The 18,255-nt window shown below is 63.7% G+C and carries 18 protein-coding genes; 5 read left to right on the top strand and 13 right to left on the bottom strand.

Features of this window, described 5'->3' with window-relative positions:
• Positions 1-29 precede the first annotated feature (29 nt).
• The 5 genes from GX444_13665 to GX444_13645 form a co-directional block, all read right to left on the bottom strand.
• Complete coding sequence (locus GX444_13665) at positions 30-1,325, bottom strand: hypothetical protein (GenBank protein NLH49630.1); 1,296 nt, start codon at positions 1,323-1,325, stop codon at positions 30-32.
• A complete protein-coding gene (locus tag GX444_13660; GenBank protein ID NLH49629.1) occupies positions 1,322-1,960 on the bottom strand; it encodes a hypothetical protein in 639 nt (212 codons plus the stop codon). The genes GX444_13665 and GX444_13660 overlap by 4 nt, the downstream gene beginning before the upstream one ends.
• 84 nt (positions 1,961-2,044) lie before the next feature.
• The gene (gene fdhD / locus GX444_13655; protein NLH49628.1) at positions 2,045-2,836 is read right to left on the bottom strand and encodes a formate dehydrogenase accessory sulfurtransferase FdhD; all 792 of its coding nucleotides are present in this window, start codon (positions 2,834-2,836) and stop codon (positions 2,045-2,047) included.
• The gene (locus GX444_13650; GenBank protein NLH49627.1) at positions 2,837-4,132 is read right to left on the bottom strand and encodes an adenylosuccinate lyase; all 1,296 of its coding nucleotides are present in this window, start codon (positions 4,130-4,132) and stop codon (positions 2,837-2,839) included.
• Positions 4,133-4,135: 3 nt separating this feature from the next.
• Positions 4,136-4,924: an MBL fold metallo-hydrolase gene (locus tag GX444_13645; protein NLH49626.1), complete on the bottom strand. Its 789-nt coding sequence runs from the start codon at positions 4,922-4,924 to the stop codon at positions 4,136-4,138.
• Between the two features lie 180 nt (positions 4,925-5,104).
• Here GX444_13645 and GX444_13640 point away from each other — a divergent pair, with 180 nt between their 5' ends.
• Entirely contained in the window at positions 5,105-7,303 is a 2,199-nt protein-coding gene (locus GX444_13640; GenBank protein NLH49625.1) for an alpha-galactosidase, read from the top strand.
• Positions 7,304-7,383: 80 nt separating this feature from the next.
• On the opposite strand, the gene GX444_13635 is transcribed toward GX444_13640, so the two are convergent.
• The 3 genes from GX444_13635 to GX444_13625 are packed head-to-tail and all read right to left on the bottom strand — an operon-like array spanning position 7,384 to position 8,477.
• Entirely contained in the window at positions 7,384-7,686 is a 303-nt protein-coding gene (locus tag GX444_13635) for a hypothetical protein (protein NLH49624.1), read from the bottom strand.
• A gap of 56 nt (positions 7,687-7,742) precedes the next feature.
• Positions 7,743-8,135, bottom strand: coding sequence for a hypothetical protein (locus GX444_13630; GenBank protein NLH49623.1), 393 nt, complete (start codon positions 8,133-8,135; stop codon positions 7,743-7,745).
• Between the two features lie 9 nt (positions 8,136-8,144).
• The gene (locus tag GX444_13625) at positions 8,145-8,477 is read right to left on the bottom strand and encodes a hypothetical protein (protein ID NLH49622.1); all 333 of its coding nucleotides are present in this window, start codon (positions 8,475-8,477) and stop codon (positions 8,145-8,147) included.
• 134 nt (positions 8,478-8,611) lie between these two features.
• Between GX444_13625 and GX444_13620 the strand changes: the two genes are divergently transcribed.
• Positions 8,612-10,195: an FAD-dependent oxidoreductase gene (locus GX444_13620; GenBank protein NLH49621.1), complete on the top strand. Its 1,584-nt coding sequence runs from the start codon at positions 8,612-8,614 to the stop codon at positions 10,193-10,195.
• An 84-nt stretch (positions 10,196-10,279) separates the two neighbouring features.
• On the opposite strand, the gene GX444_13615 is transcribed toward GX444_13620, so the two are convergent.
• Complete coding sequence (locus GX444_13615) at positions 10,280-12,016, bottom strand: hypothetical protein (protein NLH49620.1); 1,737 nt, start codon at positions 12,014-12,016, stop codon at positions 10,280-10,282.
• A 111-nt stretch (positions 12,017-12,127) separates the two neighbouring features.
• Positions 12,128-13,501: a hypothetical protein gene (locus tag GX444_13610; protein NLH49619.1), complete on the bottom strand. Its 1,374-nt coding sequence runs from the start codon at positions 13,499-13,501 to the stop codon at positions 12,128-12,130.
• 100 nt (positions 13,502-13,601) lie between these two features.
• Here GX444_13610 and GX444_13605 point away from each other — a divergent pair, with 100 nt between their 5' ends.
• Positions 13,602-13,958, top strand: coding sequence for a hypothetical protein (locus GX444_13605; protein ID NLH49618.1), 357 nt, complete (start codon positions 13,602-13,604; stop codon positions 13,956-13,958).
• On the opposite strand, the gene GX444_13600 is transcribed toward GX444_13605, so the two are convergent.
• From GX444_13600 to GX444_13590, 3 genes are read right to left on the bottom strand one after another with little or no spacing between them, the layout of a single operon-like run.
• Complete coding sequence (locus tag GX444_13600; GenBank protein ID NLH49617.1) at positions 13,955-14,287, bottom strand: transporter suffix domain-containing protein; 333 nt, start codon at positions 14,285-14,287, stop codon at positions 13,955-13,957. The genes GX444_13605 and GX444_13600 overlap by 4 nt on opposite strands.
• 40 nt (positions 14,288-14,327) lie before the next feature.
• A complete protein-coding gene (locus GX444_13595) occupies positions 14,328-15,566 on the bottom strand; it encodes an Nramp family divalent metal transporter (GenBank protein ID NLH49616.1) in 1,239 nt (412 codons plus the stop codon).
• A gap of 23 nt (positions 15,567-15,589) precedes the next feature.
• Positions 15,590-16,873 carry a magnesium transporter gene (locus GX444_13590; protein ID NLH49615.1) on the bottom strand — a complete coding sequence of 428 codons (1,284 nt, stop codon included), beginning with the start codon at positions 16,871-16,873 and terminating at the stop codon, positions 15,590-15,592.
• 503 nt (positions 16,874-17,376) lie between these two features.
• On the opposite strand from GX444_13590, the gene GX444_13585 reads away from it, so the two are divergent.
• Both GX444_13585 and GX444_13580 read left to right on the top strand, forming a co-directional pair.
• Positions 17,377-17,469, top strand: coding sequence for a potassium-transporting ATPase subunit F (locus GX444_13585; protein ID NLH49614.1), 93 nt, complete (start codon positions 17,377-17,379; stop codon positions 17,467-17,469).
• On the top strand, positions 17,466-18,255 hold a 790-nt coding region (locus GX444_13580; protein NLH49613.1), incomplete at its 3' end, for a potassium-transporting ATPase subunit KdpA. The genes GX444_13585 and GX444_13580, both read left to right, overlap by 4 nt.

The following is an 18,255-nucleotide window of genomic DNA, read 5'->3' as shown; positions in this document are numbered from 1 at the left end:
TTTCAATTTTCCGGCGGGCGGAAAAGCCATCACCGATGCCGGATTTTTACCCAGGCGGTCTTCGGTTCGAAGGCGGGACTGCGCTCCGCATTATGGCACGACAGGCAAAGGTCGAGGGTAAGTTTCGGCAGCGATCCGCCAACGGCGTGGACGTGTTCCTTGGCCGGTCCGTGGCAAGCCTCGCAGCCGACGTCGATCAGGTGCGGGGTGTCGGTTTCGGAGAGGAAACCGCCGGGTTTTTCGTAACCGACGACATGGCAGGCGACGCATTCGGGATCGAACGTCTTTTTCACTCGCCGCAGGCTTTCCCATGCCTTGGAATGGCGTGATTCCTGCCAGGACTTCATCGCTTCGGGGTGACAATCGGCGCAGGCCGAGCTACCGGCATAGGGGCTGGTATCGCGCCGGATGGCGGATTGTCCCGCCAGCTTTTCCAGAAACAGGCGCTTGGTTTCCGCCTCGTACCGCCGGCGAAATTCCGCCACGCGCGCCCCGTCGGCCACCCGGTTGTCGAGGGGCAAAAACCGATTGTGCGCCGAAACCGGAAGGCCGTGGTCGAACGAAACTTCCAGGATGCCCAGGCGCGAACCATAGATCGCCGCTTCCGCGTAGATCTTGCCGCCGGCCACCGCGAACGGCGGATCGACCAACAAATCCCCCCGTGGATTGGCGTTGAGCACGATTTCGACCTCGGGTGCCGCCAGCCACCGGCGCGCGGTGTCCGGATCGGTGGCGCACAGCACGAGCGTCGGCGTGTCGGGACGGCACTGTCGGTTCAAGAAGGCGAGCGGATCCTCGATGACGATTTCGGCCTGATCGCCGGCGTAGATATCGGCCGGATTGACCAATGCGACAATCTCCAGTTTTTGGTCGCCGCGGTCGATCCGGCGTAGCGTTTGGGACAGCGGGCTCGGGGCGTTTTTCCAACGGACATTGGAGACGAAAAACGAGCCCGGCAGCGCTTCGAGAAAAGCGCGGCCGTAGAGAAGTTCGTTCGGGCCCAGAGCGGCGGCGGTATAGCCGAGCGCCTGCAACGAATCGGCCATGGCCTTGGCGCCGGCGCGATTTTGCGGCGACGGCTCGTCGAAGGCGCCGCCGGCGTCGACCAGCAGCGCCTCCGGGTAGGTTTTCAGCAGATCGACCAGCGCGGTGTCGCGCCGTAAGAGGCCGCCGAGATCCGACTCGGCGCTGCACGCGCAGGGCGTGATTTTGCCGTGTGCCGCGCCGGTATAAACGATTGTCCAGGTTTCGGGCGGATTCGAGCCGGCCCCGAGTGAAAACAACAACAGAATGAAGAGTGGAAGAAACAGCCAAAGGCGTTTCATTTGGCCGGGTGTTCCTTGCGGTATTGGCGCACCTTGTCGAGTAGTCCGTTCACCGCGCCGGGCAGTTCGTCGCCCTGGCATTGGCAGGTGCCGGTGGAAATGGAAAGAACGCCCTGAACGATCAGGCGCGGACCGCGATCGACGCCCCGCGCAACCAGAAACGCCGCGAGATCCTGAATCCGTTTGTTCATTTCCGGCGAGTTTTTCTTGGCCTGCCAGGCGTCGCCGAATCCGAGTGAACCGGCCAGCGCATCAAGGACATCCTCGTCCTCGACATTCGCCTTGCTTTCGAATTGCGCGGCGAAGATCGCGGTCAACGTCTTCTCCTCGGTTTCCGGGCCCAGGTCCCGCGCGACCAGCATCAAGCGGACCGGCCGCTCGCCGTGGTCCTTGTCGAAAAGGTAATGAATTTTCAGTTCGACATCGTCGCCCAGCGGCTTGCGGTTTTTCCAAAACAAATAGCAATTGGCGCAACTGGGCGAAACGAATTCTTCCACGACGATCTTGTCGCCCTTGCTTAACGCGGCCGCGTCGCCGAGCAGCAGGTAGCCGCCCGCGAAGGGTTTTTCGGCGGCGATCGCCAAGGCGCCGAGAGATATCAGCAAAACGAGAATCAGCCCGGGAAGTTTCGACATGGTTTTCTCCGGTGGAAATGGTTCCACCTTTATCCGTGCCACAAATAGAGATTTTTTCCAAGGCGGGTAAAATGGAGTTTCCGATCAGCCTTCCAAATCAATTCGCTCCGGCCCGAGGACGACGAGGCAGGAGGAGCCGCGCAGGGCGCAGACCACGGTGAGGCCGATTTGTTCGGCCAGTTGCAACGCCAGTTCCGTGGGCATGGCGCGCGAGGCAATGATCGGCGTTCCCAGCCGCGCGGCTTTCAGCACGACCTCGCTGGTAACGCGGCCGGTGGTGTACAGCGCCAATTCCGCCGGATCGCGGCGTTCGGTCAGCAACCAGCCGGCCAACTTGTCGAGCGCGTTGTGCCGGCCGATATCCTCGCGGAAGCAAACGACGCCCGCGCGGTCCAGCAGCGCCGCGCCGTGGGTGCCGCGCGTTTGGCGATGGGTTTCCGAGCGGCCGGCGAGCACCCGCCCCTGCTCGATGAGAAACGACAGCGGCAACCGCAAATCGCCGGCGATTTGCACGCGCCCGGCCTTGACCGAATCGAGCACGTGATAAAACACGCTGCCCTTGCCGCAGCCGGTGGTCACCAGGCGTTTGCCGTGAATCGCCGTCAGTAGGCGCTCATCGACCTTGGCCTCGACATCGGCCTCGCCGGTTTTTTCGTTCACCGCCACGCGGCCCAGCGCCGTTTCGCGTTCGAGCAAGCCCTCGTTGTATAAAAAGCCCAGCGCCAATTCGCGAAAGTTCTCGCCGTCGCACAGCAGCGTGACCAGTTCGCGGCTGTTGAGCCGCACCGTCAGCGGCGTTTCGCGGACGACCTGGATTTCCTTTTCGTCGACCCGGCCGGGTCGGCACTCGAGGATCCGGCGGCGGACGGTGCCCACTTATTCTCCGAAGACGCGGCGGAAAATGTCGTCGACGTGGCGCAGTTGGTGCGCGACGTCGAGCGACTCGCGGATGGTTTTTTCGTCGACCAGCGCCGTCAGTTCGGCGTCGGCCAGGAGCGTCGTAAGAAAATCGGCGCCCTTTTCCCAGACCTGCATCGCGTTGCGCTGCACGATCTGGTAGGCCGCCTCGCGCGTCAGCCCGGCGCGCACCAGGTTGAGCAGCAGCGACTGGCTGGCGTAGAGGCCGCTGGTCTGATTCAGGTTCTTGATCATGTTTTCCGGGTAGACCAGCAGCTTGTCCAGCAGGTTCGTCAGCCGCGCCAGGGCGAAATCGGCGACGATCGTCGCGTCGGGGCCGATGACCCGTTCGACCGACGAATGGCTGATGTCGCGCTCGTGCCAGAGCGGCTGGTCTTCCAGCGCGGCGACCGCGTAGCTGCGCAGCAGGCGGCACAGCCCCGAGATGTTTTCGGACAGCACCGGGTTGCGCTTGTGCGGCATCGCGCTCGAGCCTTTTTGGCCTTTGTGGAAAAATTCCTCGGCCTCGTAAACCTCGGTGCGCTGCAGGTGGCGGACCTCGACGGCGAATTTTTCCATCGAGCCGCCCAGAACGGCCAGCGTGGTGAAGAAGGCGGCGTGGCGGTCGCGCTGGACGATCTGGCTGGAGGCGGGCGCGGGCTTGAGGCCCAGCGCCGCCATCGCCTGTTCCTCGACGGTCGGCGGCAGGTGGGCGAAGGTGCCCACGGCCCCGCTGAGCTTGCCGACGCGCACGTCCTCGCGCGCCGCGACGAGGCGCGCCCGATTGCGCTTCATTTCGTCGTACCAGATGGCCAGCTTCAAGCCGAAGGTGATCGGCTCGGCATGTACGCCGTGGCTGCGGCCGATCTGCACCGTGTGCTTGTGCTCGAAGGCGCGGCGTTTGAGCACGGCCAAAAGCGCGTCCAGGCCGGCGAGCAACAAGTCGGCGGCCTGCACCAGTTGCAGGTTGTAGGCGGTGTCCAGCACGTCCGAACTGGTCATACCCAGGTGCACGAATCGGCTGGACGGTCCGACGTGCTCGGCGACGTTGGTCAGAAAGGCGATCACGTCGTGCCGGGTGACGGCCTCGATTTCCTCGACCCGCGCGGGCTCGAAGGCGGCCTTGGCCCGCACCTCGGCGGCGGCCTCGGCCGGCACCAGGCCGTGGGCGACCATGGCGTCGAGCGCGGCCAGTTCCACGTTCAACCAGCATTGATAGCGGTTCTGATCGCTCCAGATGGCGGCCATTTTTTCCCGGGAGTAACGCGGAATCATTTGCTAATCCTCCAGATCGATCCAGTTGCCGGTTTGATGTTGGCGGCAGACGCGCAGGTCGGTGGTCGCGTTCAACTCGGCCAGCGTGGCGTTCATGTGGTCGAAGGCGGCGCGGGGCGTGTTGTTGTTTTCGGATAGATGGGCCAGCAACAGGTAGCGCAGACCCGCGTGATACGCCTGCCGCACGGTTTCGCCGGCCTGCTGGTTGCTCAGATGGCCGCGCGCCCCGGCGACGCGCCGCTTGAGCCACGCCGGGTAGGGGCCGTTTTGCAACATCACCGGGCAGTGGTTGCTTTCCAGCACGAGCGCGTCGGCGTCGGCCAACTGCGCCTGCACTTCCGGCGTCACGATGCCCAGGTCGAAGGCGAAGACCAACCGCGTGCCGTTGGCCCGGATCGCATAACCGACCGGATCGGCCGCGTCGTGGCTGACGGAAAAAGAGGTCATGGTGAACGGGCCGACGGTCAGCGTGGCCCCGGCCGGCATGATTTCCAGCCGAAAGGTGCCGCTGGCCACCGGTTTAACCGTGCCGCAGGGCGTGTGCAGCGTGCCGCGCGTTCCGGCCACCACGAACTCGTGGCGGCGCGAGAGCATGGCGGCCGAGCGGATGTGGTCGGCGTGTTCGTGGGTCAGCAGCAGGAGGTTGATCTGCGACGGCAGGACGCCCACCGCCTGCAGGCGGTTTTCCAGGTCGCGGCCGGACAAGCCGGCGTCGATCAGCACGGAAGTGCCGTTGGCCTGGACCAGAAAGGCGTTGCCTTTGCTGCCGCTCGCGAGCGATACGAGTCGCACCCGGTGTTCTCCTCAGCAGGTGCTCAAGGTTTAGCGTATCCGCGATTTTTCGTCCAGCCGAAAGCGGGGTCGGCCGCGAATCCCGGGAACGATTCTTCGCAAAGCCGATAACCGCGCGGGTGGTTTTTTCACTTCTTCCCGGTCTTGGAGCGCAAATTAAAAATTGCTAGAGTCCTTCCCATGAAAACCCATTACTTTTTGCTGCTCATCGCGGTCTGGTTGTTCGCCTTCGCGGCCTGCGCGCCGGAAGAGAGCGAAGAGGAAGAGGCCACGCCGACGCCGAACGTCGTTCTGCCGACGGAGTGTCCGGCCGAACTGGAGTTTTCCGATAATGCCGCAACGTTCTCGCTGACCAGCACCGATTGCGATCTGGCGCTGACCGACGCGACGCTGCGTTATCTGGTGCGCAACGCCGCCGGCGCGAGCATGCTCACAGCAGCCGATTATCCGCACCGGGAAGTCGTCGAAACGGCGGACGGCTGGGAATGGCGACTCACCGGCGGACGGGTCGTGCCCGACGTCGTCGTCGCGATCTCGTCAAACGCGGCCGGCGATCAATTCACCTTCCGCCCGGCCTTTACTTATCCCGCGGGCGCTTCCGGCGAAATGCAAATCGACTGGGTGGAACTGCCCAGCGCCCGCGCGCCGAATACCGGCGTGCAACTGCCGGCCACGGCCGGTCAGGCGGCCTGGATTCAAAACGGCCACGATTCCTGGACGTTCACCGGCGTCGAGTCGGTGCTGGATCTGGAAGGGCAGCCGCGGCAGTTCAATGGCACCGTGGAGCCGTGCGCCAACGATTACGATTACCTGACCACCTGCAACGGCATGTCGTGGTGGATGGGCGCGCTCGGCGGCGAGGACCGCTCGCCGGGCCTGCTCTGGGGCGCGCTGGCCGCCCGGCATTGGAAGGTTTACGGCGCCGGTTGGCGCAACGGCCCGAAGTGGCCGATTCACCTCGTGGTCATTCAGGGCACGCCCGGTGACCCGCGCCGCCTGGCGGCCGGTCAGACGCTGGAACTCGAGCCGATCTGGCTGATGACCGCCGCACGGCCGCCGTACGATCTGCGCGAATACGCCGTGGCCGCCGCCGCCGAGACGCCGCCCCGCGCGTCGCTGGGCCCGGCGCCGTTCGGCTGGGCCACCTGGTACGACTATTTCAGCCAGATCGACCAGGACATCGTGCTGGAAAATTGTCAGCGCCTGAAGCAGATGTATCCGAACGAATCCGGAATGGTCTGCCAGATCGACGACGGCTATGAAACGCTCTTCGGCGATTGGTATTCCTACACCGCCGGGTTCCCCGACGGCGTGGCGCCGGTGGCCGCGCAAATCCGCGAGCTGGGCCTGACCGCCGGCTTGTGGATGGCGCCGCTGCTGGTCGATTCGCGCAGCAGCCTGATCGCGGCGCACCCGAACTGGTTCCTCTACGACGACGATTATCGACCGGTCTATTTTCACGATCCGTTCGGCACGACCTATTACCTGGCGCTCGACGTGACCGTGCCCGAAGCGGCGGACCACCTGGCGCAGATCATTGCCGACAAGGTGGCGGACGGCTTCAGCTACCTGAAGCTCGATTTCCTGGTCGGCGGCGCCTACGAGGGCCGGCACGCCGACGGCTCCACGGCGCTGGAGGCCTATCACCGCGCGATGGAAATCATCGCGGATGCCGCCGGTGACGACGTGTTTTTGCTCGCCAGCGGCCAACCATGGCTGCCGTCGCTCGGCCACTTCAACGCGGCGCGGACCTCGTCGGACGTGGCCGGTTCGTTCCCCGGCATTCCGCTGTATACCACCATGGTGAATCTGTCCCGCTATCACGCGGTTCGCTCGGTCGTGGACGGCCTCTGGTTCGGCTGCGACCCCGACAATCTGCTGGTGCGGCCGCCGCTGATCGAATCGCAGGCGCAGACGGTGATGGCGATGACCTATCTCAGTGGGCGTTCGCTCCTGGGCGACTCGCTGGTGGAACTGCCGGCGGACCGGGCCGTGCTGATCACCGCCGACGACGCGGAAAATCTGCGACAGACTTCCGGCCGGTTCTGGACGGTGGATTTGCTGGCCGAAAAAGTGCTCTGGCCGATCGTCACGCCGGCGTTCGATTTGTTGCTGATGGCCAACGCCGCGCCGCGCATCTGGGTGCGCGCGCCGGAAGAGGGCACGGACGAGCGCCTCGTGGCGGTTTTCGCCTGGACCCTCACGGAAACCGTGACGCAGTTCATCGATCGCGATCTGGCGGCGGATTATTCAAACGGGGCGAAGATCGAAAAGGTATTCGGCAGCGCGGACGCCACACTGCGCCGCAGCGACCTGGGCGTTTGGTACGCCTATGCTCCCAATCAGAGCGTCGGGGTGTTCCGGGTTACGAAGCCGTAACGGCCTCGGCCGGGGAGATATCTTTTTAAAAACCAACGGCCCCCATTCGGGAGCCGTTGAACTTTAATCAGACGGCGGCGTTATTTGTGGGTGATCAGGAAAGTCACCACGCCCTTGTCGTAACCCAGCGCTTTGACGATCACCGGGATTCCCTGGTCGGTGACGAACGTTCCCAGGGTGATGGGGCGCAATTTCGCGGCCGAATCGACCAACCGATAGAGATCGCCCTGGTTGAAATAGACGTTGCCCCAATTCGTTTTCATCGCGAAATTCTTGAGGATTTTCGACAGCAGAATGTTGGTGGTTTGGGTCTCGGCGGCCACGGAAACGGTGACCATGCCCAGCAACAACGCCACGGCGCAAAGCAGCGCGACCTTTTTCATGCGGACTTCCTCCGGTCGGATTACAGGATATCCATATCAGATATCGGTTTGTTTCGTCAAGGTTTCCTTGGCTCGTCGTAGACCGGCTTGCCTTCCACCGTCACCTTGGGAATCTGAAAGAGAAACAGCAACAAATGCCAGGCGCCGAACCCCGGGGTGGAACTGGCCGGATTGAACTCCGAAAACTCGATGTCCAGATCCGTCAGGCCCTTCGCCTGGTGGCGGTTGATCAGTTCGTCGGTCACCTCGGTGGTGCTCGGTACGCTGATCGGGATCGTGAACAGCCGGAACCCGTAGCGGGTCAGTTCCACCCGCTCGCCGACGGTCAGGTTTTTGTTTTGGATTTCCTCCGCCGTGTAAAGCTTGTCGGGCAGCGCTTGCTTTTGCACGTACATGCACCCGGCCAGGCCCAACCCGGCGATCAACAGCAGAATGAGTAGCGGTTTCATCGCCGTCACCTACTTCACGACGTAACCGGTGATGCGCATTTTCGGAATCTGGAACAGCAGAATGTTGAATTCGCTGAATTCCACTTCTACGTTCGTCACGCCTTTCGCCTGGTGTTCGGAAATGGTGGTGTCGATCATCTCGTTGGGCTCCGGCATGCTGATCGGAATGGTGATCAACCGGAAGCCGTAGCGGGTTTTCACGAAATAATCGCCCTTCGCCAGGTTTTTCGCTTCCATTTGCGAGGCGTTGTACAGGCCGTGCGGCAGGGCTTCCTTCTGATAATAGGCGCAGCCGGCCGTCAGCACGGCGAGGAGCATTGCGATCACGAAGAGCCGTTTCATCTTTTTTCTCCATTGTTGCGGATTGTCTGCCTTTTCATATAGCATCGGGTCCGACGAAAGACAATCATTCGCGGCCGGATTGTCAAGATTCGGCGGGCGACGAACCAACAGCCGGACGCATCCGAAGGCGGCCCATGCCCATTCAACTCGACGGCCTGACCCTGACGCTCAGCAGCAACGAGGAAACGCTTCGCCGCCGCATCGCGACCCGGCTCGGCGTGCCGCTCGGCCGCATCGTGTCGTACCGCGTGCTGCGCAAATCGCTCGACGCCCGCGACAAGAACAAAATCCGCTGGGTCTACAGTGTCCTGATCGAAGCCGCCGATGAGGGCGAGCTGCTGCGCCGGTGGCGCGACGACCCGCGCATCAAACCGCTCTTGGATGCCGACAACCCGTTGCCGGTCCCGCGCCTGGAGTGGGCCGGGCGGCCGATCGTCGTCGGTTCCGGGCCGGCGGGGCTGTTCGCCGCCGATTTCCTCGCTCGCGCCGGCCGGCCGCCGCTGGTGCTCGAACGCGGGGAACCGGTCGAACGGCGCGACGCGGACGTGCGGGCGCTGCTGGCCGAGGGGCGGCTCAATCCCGAAAGCAACATCTGCTTCGGCGAGGGCGGCGCCGGCACTTACAGCGACGGCAAGCTCTACACCCGCGTTAACGATCCCTTCGTGGGCCAGGTCTATCGCACGTTCGTCGAATTGGGCGCGCCAGCCTCCATACTATCGGATGCCGAGCCGCACCTGGGCTCCGACCGCTTGCCGGAGTACATCGCCAATTTCCGGCGGCGGTTGCAGGAACAGGGCGTCGAGTTTCGTTTCAACGCGCGGGTAACCGCGCTGACGATCGCGGACGGCCGCGTCCAGGGCGTGGAGCTGGCCGACGGCACGACGTTGCCGGCCGATCGGGTGATCCTGGCCGTCGGGCACAGCGCGGCGGACCTGGTGCGCCGCCTGCACGCGCAGGGCGTGGCGGTAGCGGCCAAGGGCTTCGCGGTCGGGGTGCGGATCGAGCACCCGCAGGAGTTGATCGACCGGCTGCAATACGGCCGCGCCGCCGGCCATCCGAAATTGCCGCCGGCGTCCTATCGCCTGACCTTCAAGGCGGCGGGCGGGCGGGGCGTCTATTCGTTTTGTATGTGCCCCGGCGGAATGATCCTGCCCAGCGGTACCGATCCGGAACATCTGGTGATCAACGGCGGCAGCAACGCGGGCCGGTCAGGACCGCGGGCCAACGCGGCGCTGGTCGTGGCGGTGTCGCCCGCCGATTTCGGCGACGGGCCGCTCGACGGGCTGCGTTTTCGCGAGCAGATCGAGGGCGCGGCGGCGTCGCTGGGCGACGGCGCGCGCTGCCTCGCCCCCGCGCAGACCGCCGGCGATTTTCTAGCCGAACGCGCCGGTCAACGCGTTCCCGATGTCTCGTATCTGCCCGGCGTGAAGCCCGCCGATCTGCGGGCGGCCCTGCCGGAATTCGTCGCGCAGGGGTTGCGCGAGGCGCTTTCCGCCTGGAACCGGCGCCTGAAGGGGTTCGCCGGCGACGCGGCGGTGCTGATCGGCGTCGAAACCCGGACCAGCAGCCCGTGGCGGTTGGTGCGCGACGAGAATTACCAAAGCCTCGGCATCCGGGGTTTGATCGTGGTCGGCGAGGGGGCCGGTTACGCTGGCGGCATCGTCTCCAGCGCCATCGACGGCATCAAGGCGGTGCTGGCGCAGGCCGACCGGGGTTGAGGTCTGGTGATAAAAGGAAATTCTTCGCCCAAATGAAAAACCCCGCGACGAATCGCGGGGCTTTTTGTTACCGACGGAATTTCGTTATTGAAGGTCGATGAACAGGCCCAGGTAATCCTCGCCGGGGCCGAAGGGCGCGATGTCGGCGATGCTGATGTCCAGGCCGAGAATTTCCGGGATCGAGATCGACATATCCGTCAGGCCGCTGAGCAGATCAGGCAGCAGCGAATCGAAGATTTCGGCGAAGAGCCGGTTCATGTTGTCGACGTTGTGCTGGCCGACCGGGTTGTGCACGACGTTCAGATCGATCATCAGGTCGCTCAACGCCAGGCTGAACGAACCGTCCTCGTTGTACTGCAACGCCAGCGGCGCCCAGAGGTCCACGGTGAAGCTCATCGCTTCCCACTCGCCGCCCAGGGCAGGGCCGCGGTCCACCATGACCCGGCCGGTGTAAGCCGGCAGCACCAGATACATCCGGTGCGTTTCCGAATCGGTGACCAGCAGCGGGGCGGCGGCCGGCGACAGGCGCAGGATGAGCGGCAGGTCGGGGTCGATCGATTCGAAGGAGAAGAACAACACCGAGAAGACCTCGGCCCGCAGAATGGGATCGGTCACCTCGAAATCGAGCACGCCGGTCGCGGCGACCGTGTACAGCAGTTGATTGAGCACGTCGTCGTTGAGGCCGATCGCCACGCCGTAGGGCTTTTCCGTCACCGGCGTTTTTTCGGGGAACGTCACCGGGTCGGAGGTCGTCGCCCGGAAGCCTTCCGGCTGAAAGTCCGCGTTCCAGGCCGCCGGATCGGTGATCGTCAGCAGCGAGCCGAGCGCCAGGGAGAAATCGCGATCGGTCGTGCCGGCCGCTACCGGGGCCAGCGTCAGATCGAAGCCGGTGCTGGTGATCGTCAGGTCCAGGCCGTTGATCAGATCGCCCAGCAGGGAGGGCACCTGGCTTTTGATCAGCAGGTCGAGCACCAGGCCGACCAGATAGGAAGCCACTTCGTCCAGGATGCCGCTGAGGCTGAGCGAGGCGATGGACGATTGCGAGTCGACGACGGCGATGACGACCTGATGATCGGCGTCGACCGTGACGTCGGCGAGGATGTCCAGCATGAGGCCTTCGGCGGTGATGTTGACCGGCAGGCCGAGCAGCGTGGCTTCGAGGATCAGGTCGGTCGCGAGCAGCTTCACGGAAAGCCCGTCGGCCGTCGCCTGAAGGACGATCTCCACGCCGTCGAGTTTCGCGGTGGTCAGATCGATCGGCCCCGCCTTGGCCGTGTCGATTTCCGGCATGATCAGATCGGCGAGGTTGCGGCCGTCGAGCAGGCCGCCCAGTGTCGAACCGATCGCTTTCAGACCGCGGTTTTCCAGGCCCAGCGCCGCGCTCAAGGCGACGGCGCTGTTGGCCGCCTGACCCTGGCCGGTGAAGACCGTCACCCGGTCGGCGGAAACGATTTCGTCTTCCAGCGTCGTCGCGGTCACCTGGATCGGCACCACGGCATCGTCGGGGTCGACGGCGATCGTGCCGCTGAACGCGCCGGCGACGGCCGGCAGCGCCTGGCCGTTCAAGGTCAGGGAAGCCAGTTCCGGGCCGCTGTAGGTGCCGGTCACGGTGAGCGAGCCGGCCGTGGTGAAGGTGCCGTTCACGGGCGAGGTGATCGTCACGTAAGGATAGTCTTCCGGGTCTTCCCAGGGCGGCGGAACGGTTTCCTCGTCGGGATAGCTGTAGTCCTTATCCCGCGGCGGATAGGGCGGCTCCGGATCCACGCTGACTTCCACGCAGGCCGCGCCGCCGGCAATCAGCAGGGTCAAGAGAACCAGCAACGAAATATTCCGAAGTCTGGGGGTCGAGATCATGCGCATGCTCCTCGCCTCTTTGAACGGTCAAAGTAAATTAGAGGAAAGCCGGCGGTCTGACAAGGGGAAAATGAACGCTCATTCAAACCGGACGGTTCGGTACGCCTGGACGACGGTCGGGCCCAGTTGTGGGCTGAAGCAAAGCATCTTCTCGTAAGCGTAACGCGGATCGTCGTACCGCTCGGCGTTGACGATGTAGCCGAGCCAGTCCTGACCCAGGGCGACGAGGATCTGGGCGTCGCCGCCGAGGCTTTGCCGGATTTGGCCGCCGAGGTCGGCCATCATTTCGCCCGGCATTGTGCCCCAGCGCAGCGGGCCCATTTTCACCGCGGTGACTTGCGTTTCGTACCAATCGCCAAGATCGGGAACCGCCATTTTGAAAATGCCGAGCGACCGGCCGATCCGGTAAACGAGGTTTCGATTCTGAACGCGGACCGGGCTGTAACGAACCTCGATCCGGTCGAACGGCAGCGGCTTCGCCTGCGGAACCAGCGCCGCCACCTTGCGGCCCAGCGCGCCGCCCATCGCCTCGGCCCAGACGAATCCCTGGCCGCCGTTCGTGATCCCCTGGCTGTCGCGCCACTTCGGGGAGGGTTGGACGGAGCCGCCGAAATCGCCGTTCACGAACATCGGAATGCCCCCGACGTTTTTGGCCATCGTCTGCCGGAAATAATAAACCCAGTCGGCGGAGATCAACCGATTCGGCGCGTCCTCGCTCGTCGGGTGGCAGGCCCAGTTGGTCAGCGTGCCGATGACCTCGTCCTGGGCGTTTTTCAGGACGAGCAGGGTGATGGTGTCGTCGATCGGCGCGGTCGGTTCCTCGGCGCGGCGGACGTTTTCGTGCAGGTCTTTTTCTTCGCCCAGGGCGTAGGAAATCGTTCCCGCCGCGCGGTTTTGATAGGCCTGCAGGGCCGCTTCGACCGCCTTCTTTTTCATCCAGAGCAGGTATTTCTCATCGCGGCCGGATTTGGCGGGCAGAATGGTGCCCCACAAGCCGACCGTATCGGGCCCGTGGTGAGTGTGGCTGATGGTGAGGATCACCCGCTCGCGATCCAGGTGCAGCGCCCGGGCGGTCTGCGCGCGCAGATCGTCCTGGTCGGGTTTCACCAGGCCGAGCAGATCCAGGGCGATGACCACCAGTTGATCGGGGCCTTTTTGCAGGTAAAGCGCGGTGGCGTAGAGCGGATCGTGAACGCCCTTCGACCAGCGGCAATTTTTGTAAGCGCCCGCGTAAATGCCGTAACCGCCCAGCGGCACCGGATGGTCCGGCGTGATCTCGACGCGGCCCAGGCCGAGCTGCAGGGTGTCGGCGGTCGCTCCCCGCGCCGCAAGCGGCCGCGAAGCGCGCCAGGCGTCGGGCGAGGCGACGGGCGGGTGCGCGGCGCAGGCGGCGAGCAGGAACAGAACGGCGAAGAGCATCGGGAGGCGGAAAACGCGCGGCGATGATGACATGACTCACCCTTTCTTCAAACCGGCTTCGAACCGATAATATAACCGCCAAACCGGGTCATGAAAACTCGTTTTTTGAACGAACGATCAAAGAGGTCATCTAATGAGTGAGACTGAAAAGCAAAAAAGCCCTCACGGGCGCCTCATCGTCGGCGGGCTCTATTTATTGGCGGAAGAGGACGGGACATTCGGCGTGCTGAAAATCCTGGCCGTGGACCGCGGCGGAGTGCACCTCCGGCTTTACGCCAACCATTACAAACGCAAACCGAAAGACCTCAATCCGGCGGTGCTACGGCTCAGCCGGGACGGCTGGCTGGACGGTTCGAGTTACGGTCATCTGCCCGTCGGCAAGGAGTCGTTTCGCCGCTGGCCGATCGAATTCGTCCGGCAGGAATCGGTCAGCGAGGAGGAACTCGAGGGATACCAAATCTGGAAAGAGGAAGGCGGCGGCTATTTTTAAAGCTTGCCATCCGTTTCCGGTTCGGTCTCGGCGAGCGGCGCTTTTTTCCTGAACCAATGCAGTGGATTCAGATAACGGCGAAAGAGCAGGACGATTTCCTTGCCGAGAAACGGCACGGCCGCCCAGAACGTGATTTCGCCGACGACGACCAGCGCGCCGCCGACGGCCACGCGCCGCGCGGCGGACAACGGCAGAAACGGCGCGCCGAGCAGGCCGCCGAACCAGGTGACGGTGGAAACGGCGAGCAGCGCGTAGCCGATCGCCCGGCGCCAGCGGCCGGGTCTAGCGGGCGGCGTCGACGGCGCGTCGGTGCGGAGCGGTTCGGTCATGATTTCCTGTTCCCGTTCGGTTGATCGGTCGATTCGCCCCTCATTTTAGCATAGTCAGCACGTAAAGCAGCGAGAGGACGATCAGGACCGCGATCGCGGCGAGGCAGACGACGTTGTAGACCGGGCCGTTGCGATGGCGTCCCATCAGTTTTTTATCGTTCACCAGAATGATCATGAAGACGAGGATCACCGGCAGCAACAGGCCGTTGACCACCTGCGAGACGATCATGATGCGCACCAGGGAAATCCGCGGGATCAGGACGATCAACGCGCCCAGGACAATTTGCGCGGTGTAGAGAAAATAAAACTGCGGTGCGTCCTTGTACGACTGATCCACCCCACGCTCCCAACCCAGGGCTTCGCATACGGTGTACGAGGTGGACAGCGGCAGAATGCAGGCGGCGAACATCGAGGCGTTCCAGAGGCCGAAGGCGAACAGCAGGCTGGCGCGCGCCCCGGCCAGCGGCGCCAGGGCGAGCGCGGCTTGCGAGGCGTCGTCGATGTGCACACCGGCCGGGTGTAGCGTGTGGGCGCAGACGATGACGATACAGGCGGCGACCAGACTGACCACGATGCCGCCGACGACGGTGTCGGCCTTCGAATAGGCGTAATCCTCGACCGCCACGCCTTTTTCGACAATCGCCGCCTGTTGATAGAACTGCATCCACGGGGCGATGGTCGTGCCGATCAGGCCGATGGCCATGACCAGGTAGGCGCGCGCCGGGATGATCTTCGGCTCGACGAACGCGCGGGCCACTTCGCCCGCGTCGGGATCCACGACGAAGGCGGTGATCACATAGGCCACGTAAAACAGGCAGGCGACCAGAAAGACCTTCTCGACCGCTTGGTAATTCCAACGCAGCACCATCAGCCAGATCAGCGCGGCGCAGACCGGCACGGCCAGCCAGGGCGGAACGTTGAACAATCCGGCCGCCGAGGCGATGCCCGCGAATTCGGCCATGACGTTGCCGAAGTTGGTCAGCAGCAGGGCAATCATCAGGTAAAAAGTGACCTTGACCCCGAAGCGCTCGCGGATCAGCGAGGAGAGACCGTCGCCGGTCACCACGCCCATCCGGTTGGCCATTTCCTGCACCAGGATCAGCACCAGGGTCAGCGGCAGGAAAAGCCACAAGAGGTCGAGCCCGAAATCGGCGCCCGCCTGGCTGTAGGTCGCCAAGCCGCCGGCATCGTTGTCGACGTTGGCGGTGATGATTCCCGGCCCGACCACCGCGAAAAACAGCCCGATGCGCCGCCGCCAATCCAGCCATCTGTTTTTCATTTCCGCCTCCGACGCTTTTCGGCTCAACCGGCCATCCGGTAGTAGTAACCGGCCAGCTCGTCGAAGCTGTGTTTATAGAGGATGATCCCCATCAGCCGTTGCTCGCGGTCGACCACGGGCAGGGCGGGGAAATTGTATTTGTAAAAAACCTCGGCCACTTCCTGCCAATCCGTTTCCGGATGCACGAAGACGAGCCGCGAACCGACCAGCGCGGCCAGTTTTGTTTGCGGTTCGGCCAGGATCAACTGCCGCAGGTTGACCACCCCCGCCAGCGCGCCGTCGGATCGGACGAGATAAAGGTAATAGACGTAATCCACCTCGGCGCTTCGCGCGCGGATTTGCCGCAGGGCCTCGGCGACCGTCGCTTCCGGGGCGAGTGACAGATAGTTGGTGGTCATCAGCGCGCCCGCCGTGTCCTGCTCGAACGCCTGCAACGCCTCGATTTCCCGCCGCGACTCCCCGTCCATGGCCTGCTTGATTTCCTGCTCGGCTTCCTCGTCGACCTCCTCGATCAGGTCGGCGGCCAGCGACGGTTCCATCTCCTCGATGATGTCGGCGGCGACCGCCGGGTCGAGTTGCTCGACCAGTTGCGCGCCCAGTTCCGGCTCGATCTCCTCCAGGGCGCCGGCGGCGGTTTCGGCGTCGACGTGCGAGAGAATGGCGGTCCGTTCGTCCTTGCTCAGGTCCTCGAGGATGTCGGCCAGTTCGCCGGGGTGCAGTTCCTTGATCCGCGTAACGTCGACGTCCAGGCGGATGTGGCCGTGCCCGGATTTTTCGTGAAACGGCTGGATGTGGCGCCAGGAGATCCACTCGTCCTTCGGTTTGCGGCCGACCAGACTCGACAGGCGGGCGGCGGCGGATTCGACGCCCAGGCGACGCAGCAGGCCGGTAAAGCCGACGTCGACGTGCACCAGGTGGATTTTGTCGCGGTAATACAGCAGGTGCACGTCGTTGACCCGTTCGACCTTCGCGCCGAGGGTGTCCACGACCTGCTTGTCCATCAGGACCTCGCCCAGCAGAAAGGCCTCGCCGTCCAGGCCGGGATCTTTCAGATCGTCCGTTGCCAGGGAGAAAGCACGGGGACCGGCTTGCTCGGCCGCCGTCAGTTTTTCCTGGGAAACGAAATGCTTTTTCCCGCCGGTTTTGATGATGGCGCCTTCGATCGTCGGATAGGGGCTGCCCTCGCGAACCACCAGGTCCACGAGACGCCCGGTGCGGCCCTGGACGCGCCAGCGGCTACCCAATAAATCCGAGGCGAAACCGAAAGCCAGCTTTTCGTGATCGACCTGCAGGAAGGACATGGCCATGACCTGCTCCCCTCGCGACATCACCGGCGACTGCGACCGGAGACGCGAATCGATTTTGACTTTGCTGGCGGCAAAGTATGGCGGATCGGCGATGGGTCGGGGGGAGAAGGTCGAGGCTAGGAGTGCCGGACGCGACGGCCGCGGCACTCGAACGATCGGCCCGCTCCCGTGGGCTTATCGCCAGATCGGCTCGCTGTGCCGTCGTCCATTGTTGACTCCACGATAGTTCATCGAAGAAAACCGGCCGGAATATAGACCCAGCTGGTTGGCGTGTCAATGTTATTTGCGCCGGCCATGAAAGTTACGGCGCGATTTTAATCTTTTCTTAATCCTTTCGGCCGCCGTTTTGACGCCTTCTTTATTTCTTTCTTCTTAGATTGTCGCCGGGTTCGTTAGGCAAAGGAGCGGGTCATGGATCTCGTGGTCGTGGTTCTGGTGGGGATTTTCTTCGCGGCTTCGCAGGGGCTGGCGCGATTTGCCGAGCGCCTGGGCGGCGAGCGGTCATGAGTATTTTGGAATACGCGGCGGCCGTGGCGGCGCTGGGCGCCTTCGCGTATCTCACGGTCGCGCTGCTGAAACCGGAGTGGTTCGAATGACGGCGAACATGGTGATGCAAGGCGGCCTTTATCTGCTGGCGATTCTTGCTCTGGCCTGGCCGCTGGGGCGCTACATGGCCCGGGTTTATGATGCGGAACCGACTTGGGCGGCCAGAATTTTCGGACCCGCGGAGCGGCTGTTATATCGGCTGGCCGGCATCGACCCGCAAGCCGAAATGGACTGGAAAAAATACGCCGGCGCGGTGCTCGTTTTCAACGCCGCGGGTTTCTTGCTGCTTTACGCGATCCTGCGGCTGCAGGCGCACCTGCCGCTGAATCCGCAAGGATGCGGTTCGCTTTCCCCCGCCCTGGCGTTCAACACCGCGGTCAGTTTCGTCACCAATACCAATTGGCAGGCGTACACCGGCGAGGCCGCGCTATCGTACTTCAGCCAGATGATCGGTTTGACGGTGCAAAATTTTCTCTCGGCGGCGACCGGGATGGCCGTGCTGGTCGCGCTGATCCGCGGCATTCGGGCGCGGGCGGCGACGGCCATCGGCAATTTCTGGGCCGATCTGGTCCGCGGCGTTCTGTACGTTCTTTTGCCGCTTTCGCTGTTGCTGGCGGTTTTGTTGGTCGGGCAGGGCGTGGTGCAATCGTTGGATCCGTATGTCTCGGCGCACCTCCTGGAGCCGGTGAAAAACGCCGGCGGCGATTGGATAACCACCCAGACAATCCCGTTGGGACCGGCCGCCTCGCAGGTGGCGATCAAGCAACTGGGCACGAACGGCGGCGGATTTTTCGGCGTCAATTCGGCGCACCCGTTCGAGAATCCCACCCCGCTGG

The sequence above is a fragment of the Myxococcales bacterium genome, assembly GCA_012517325.1.
GTDB lineage: Bacteria > Lernaellota > Lernaellaia > Lernaellales > Lernaellaceae > JAAYVF01.
This window is presented reverse-complemented; position numbering and strand designations above follow the sequence as displayed.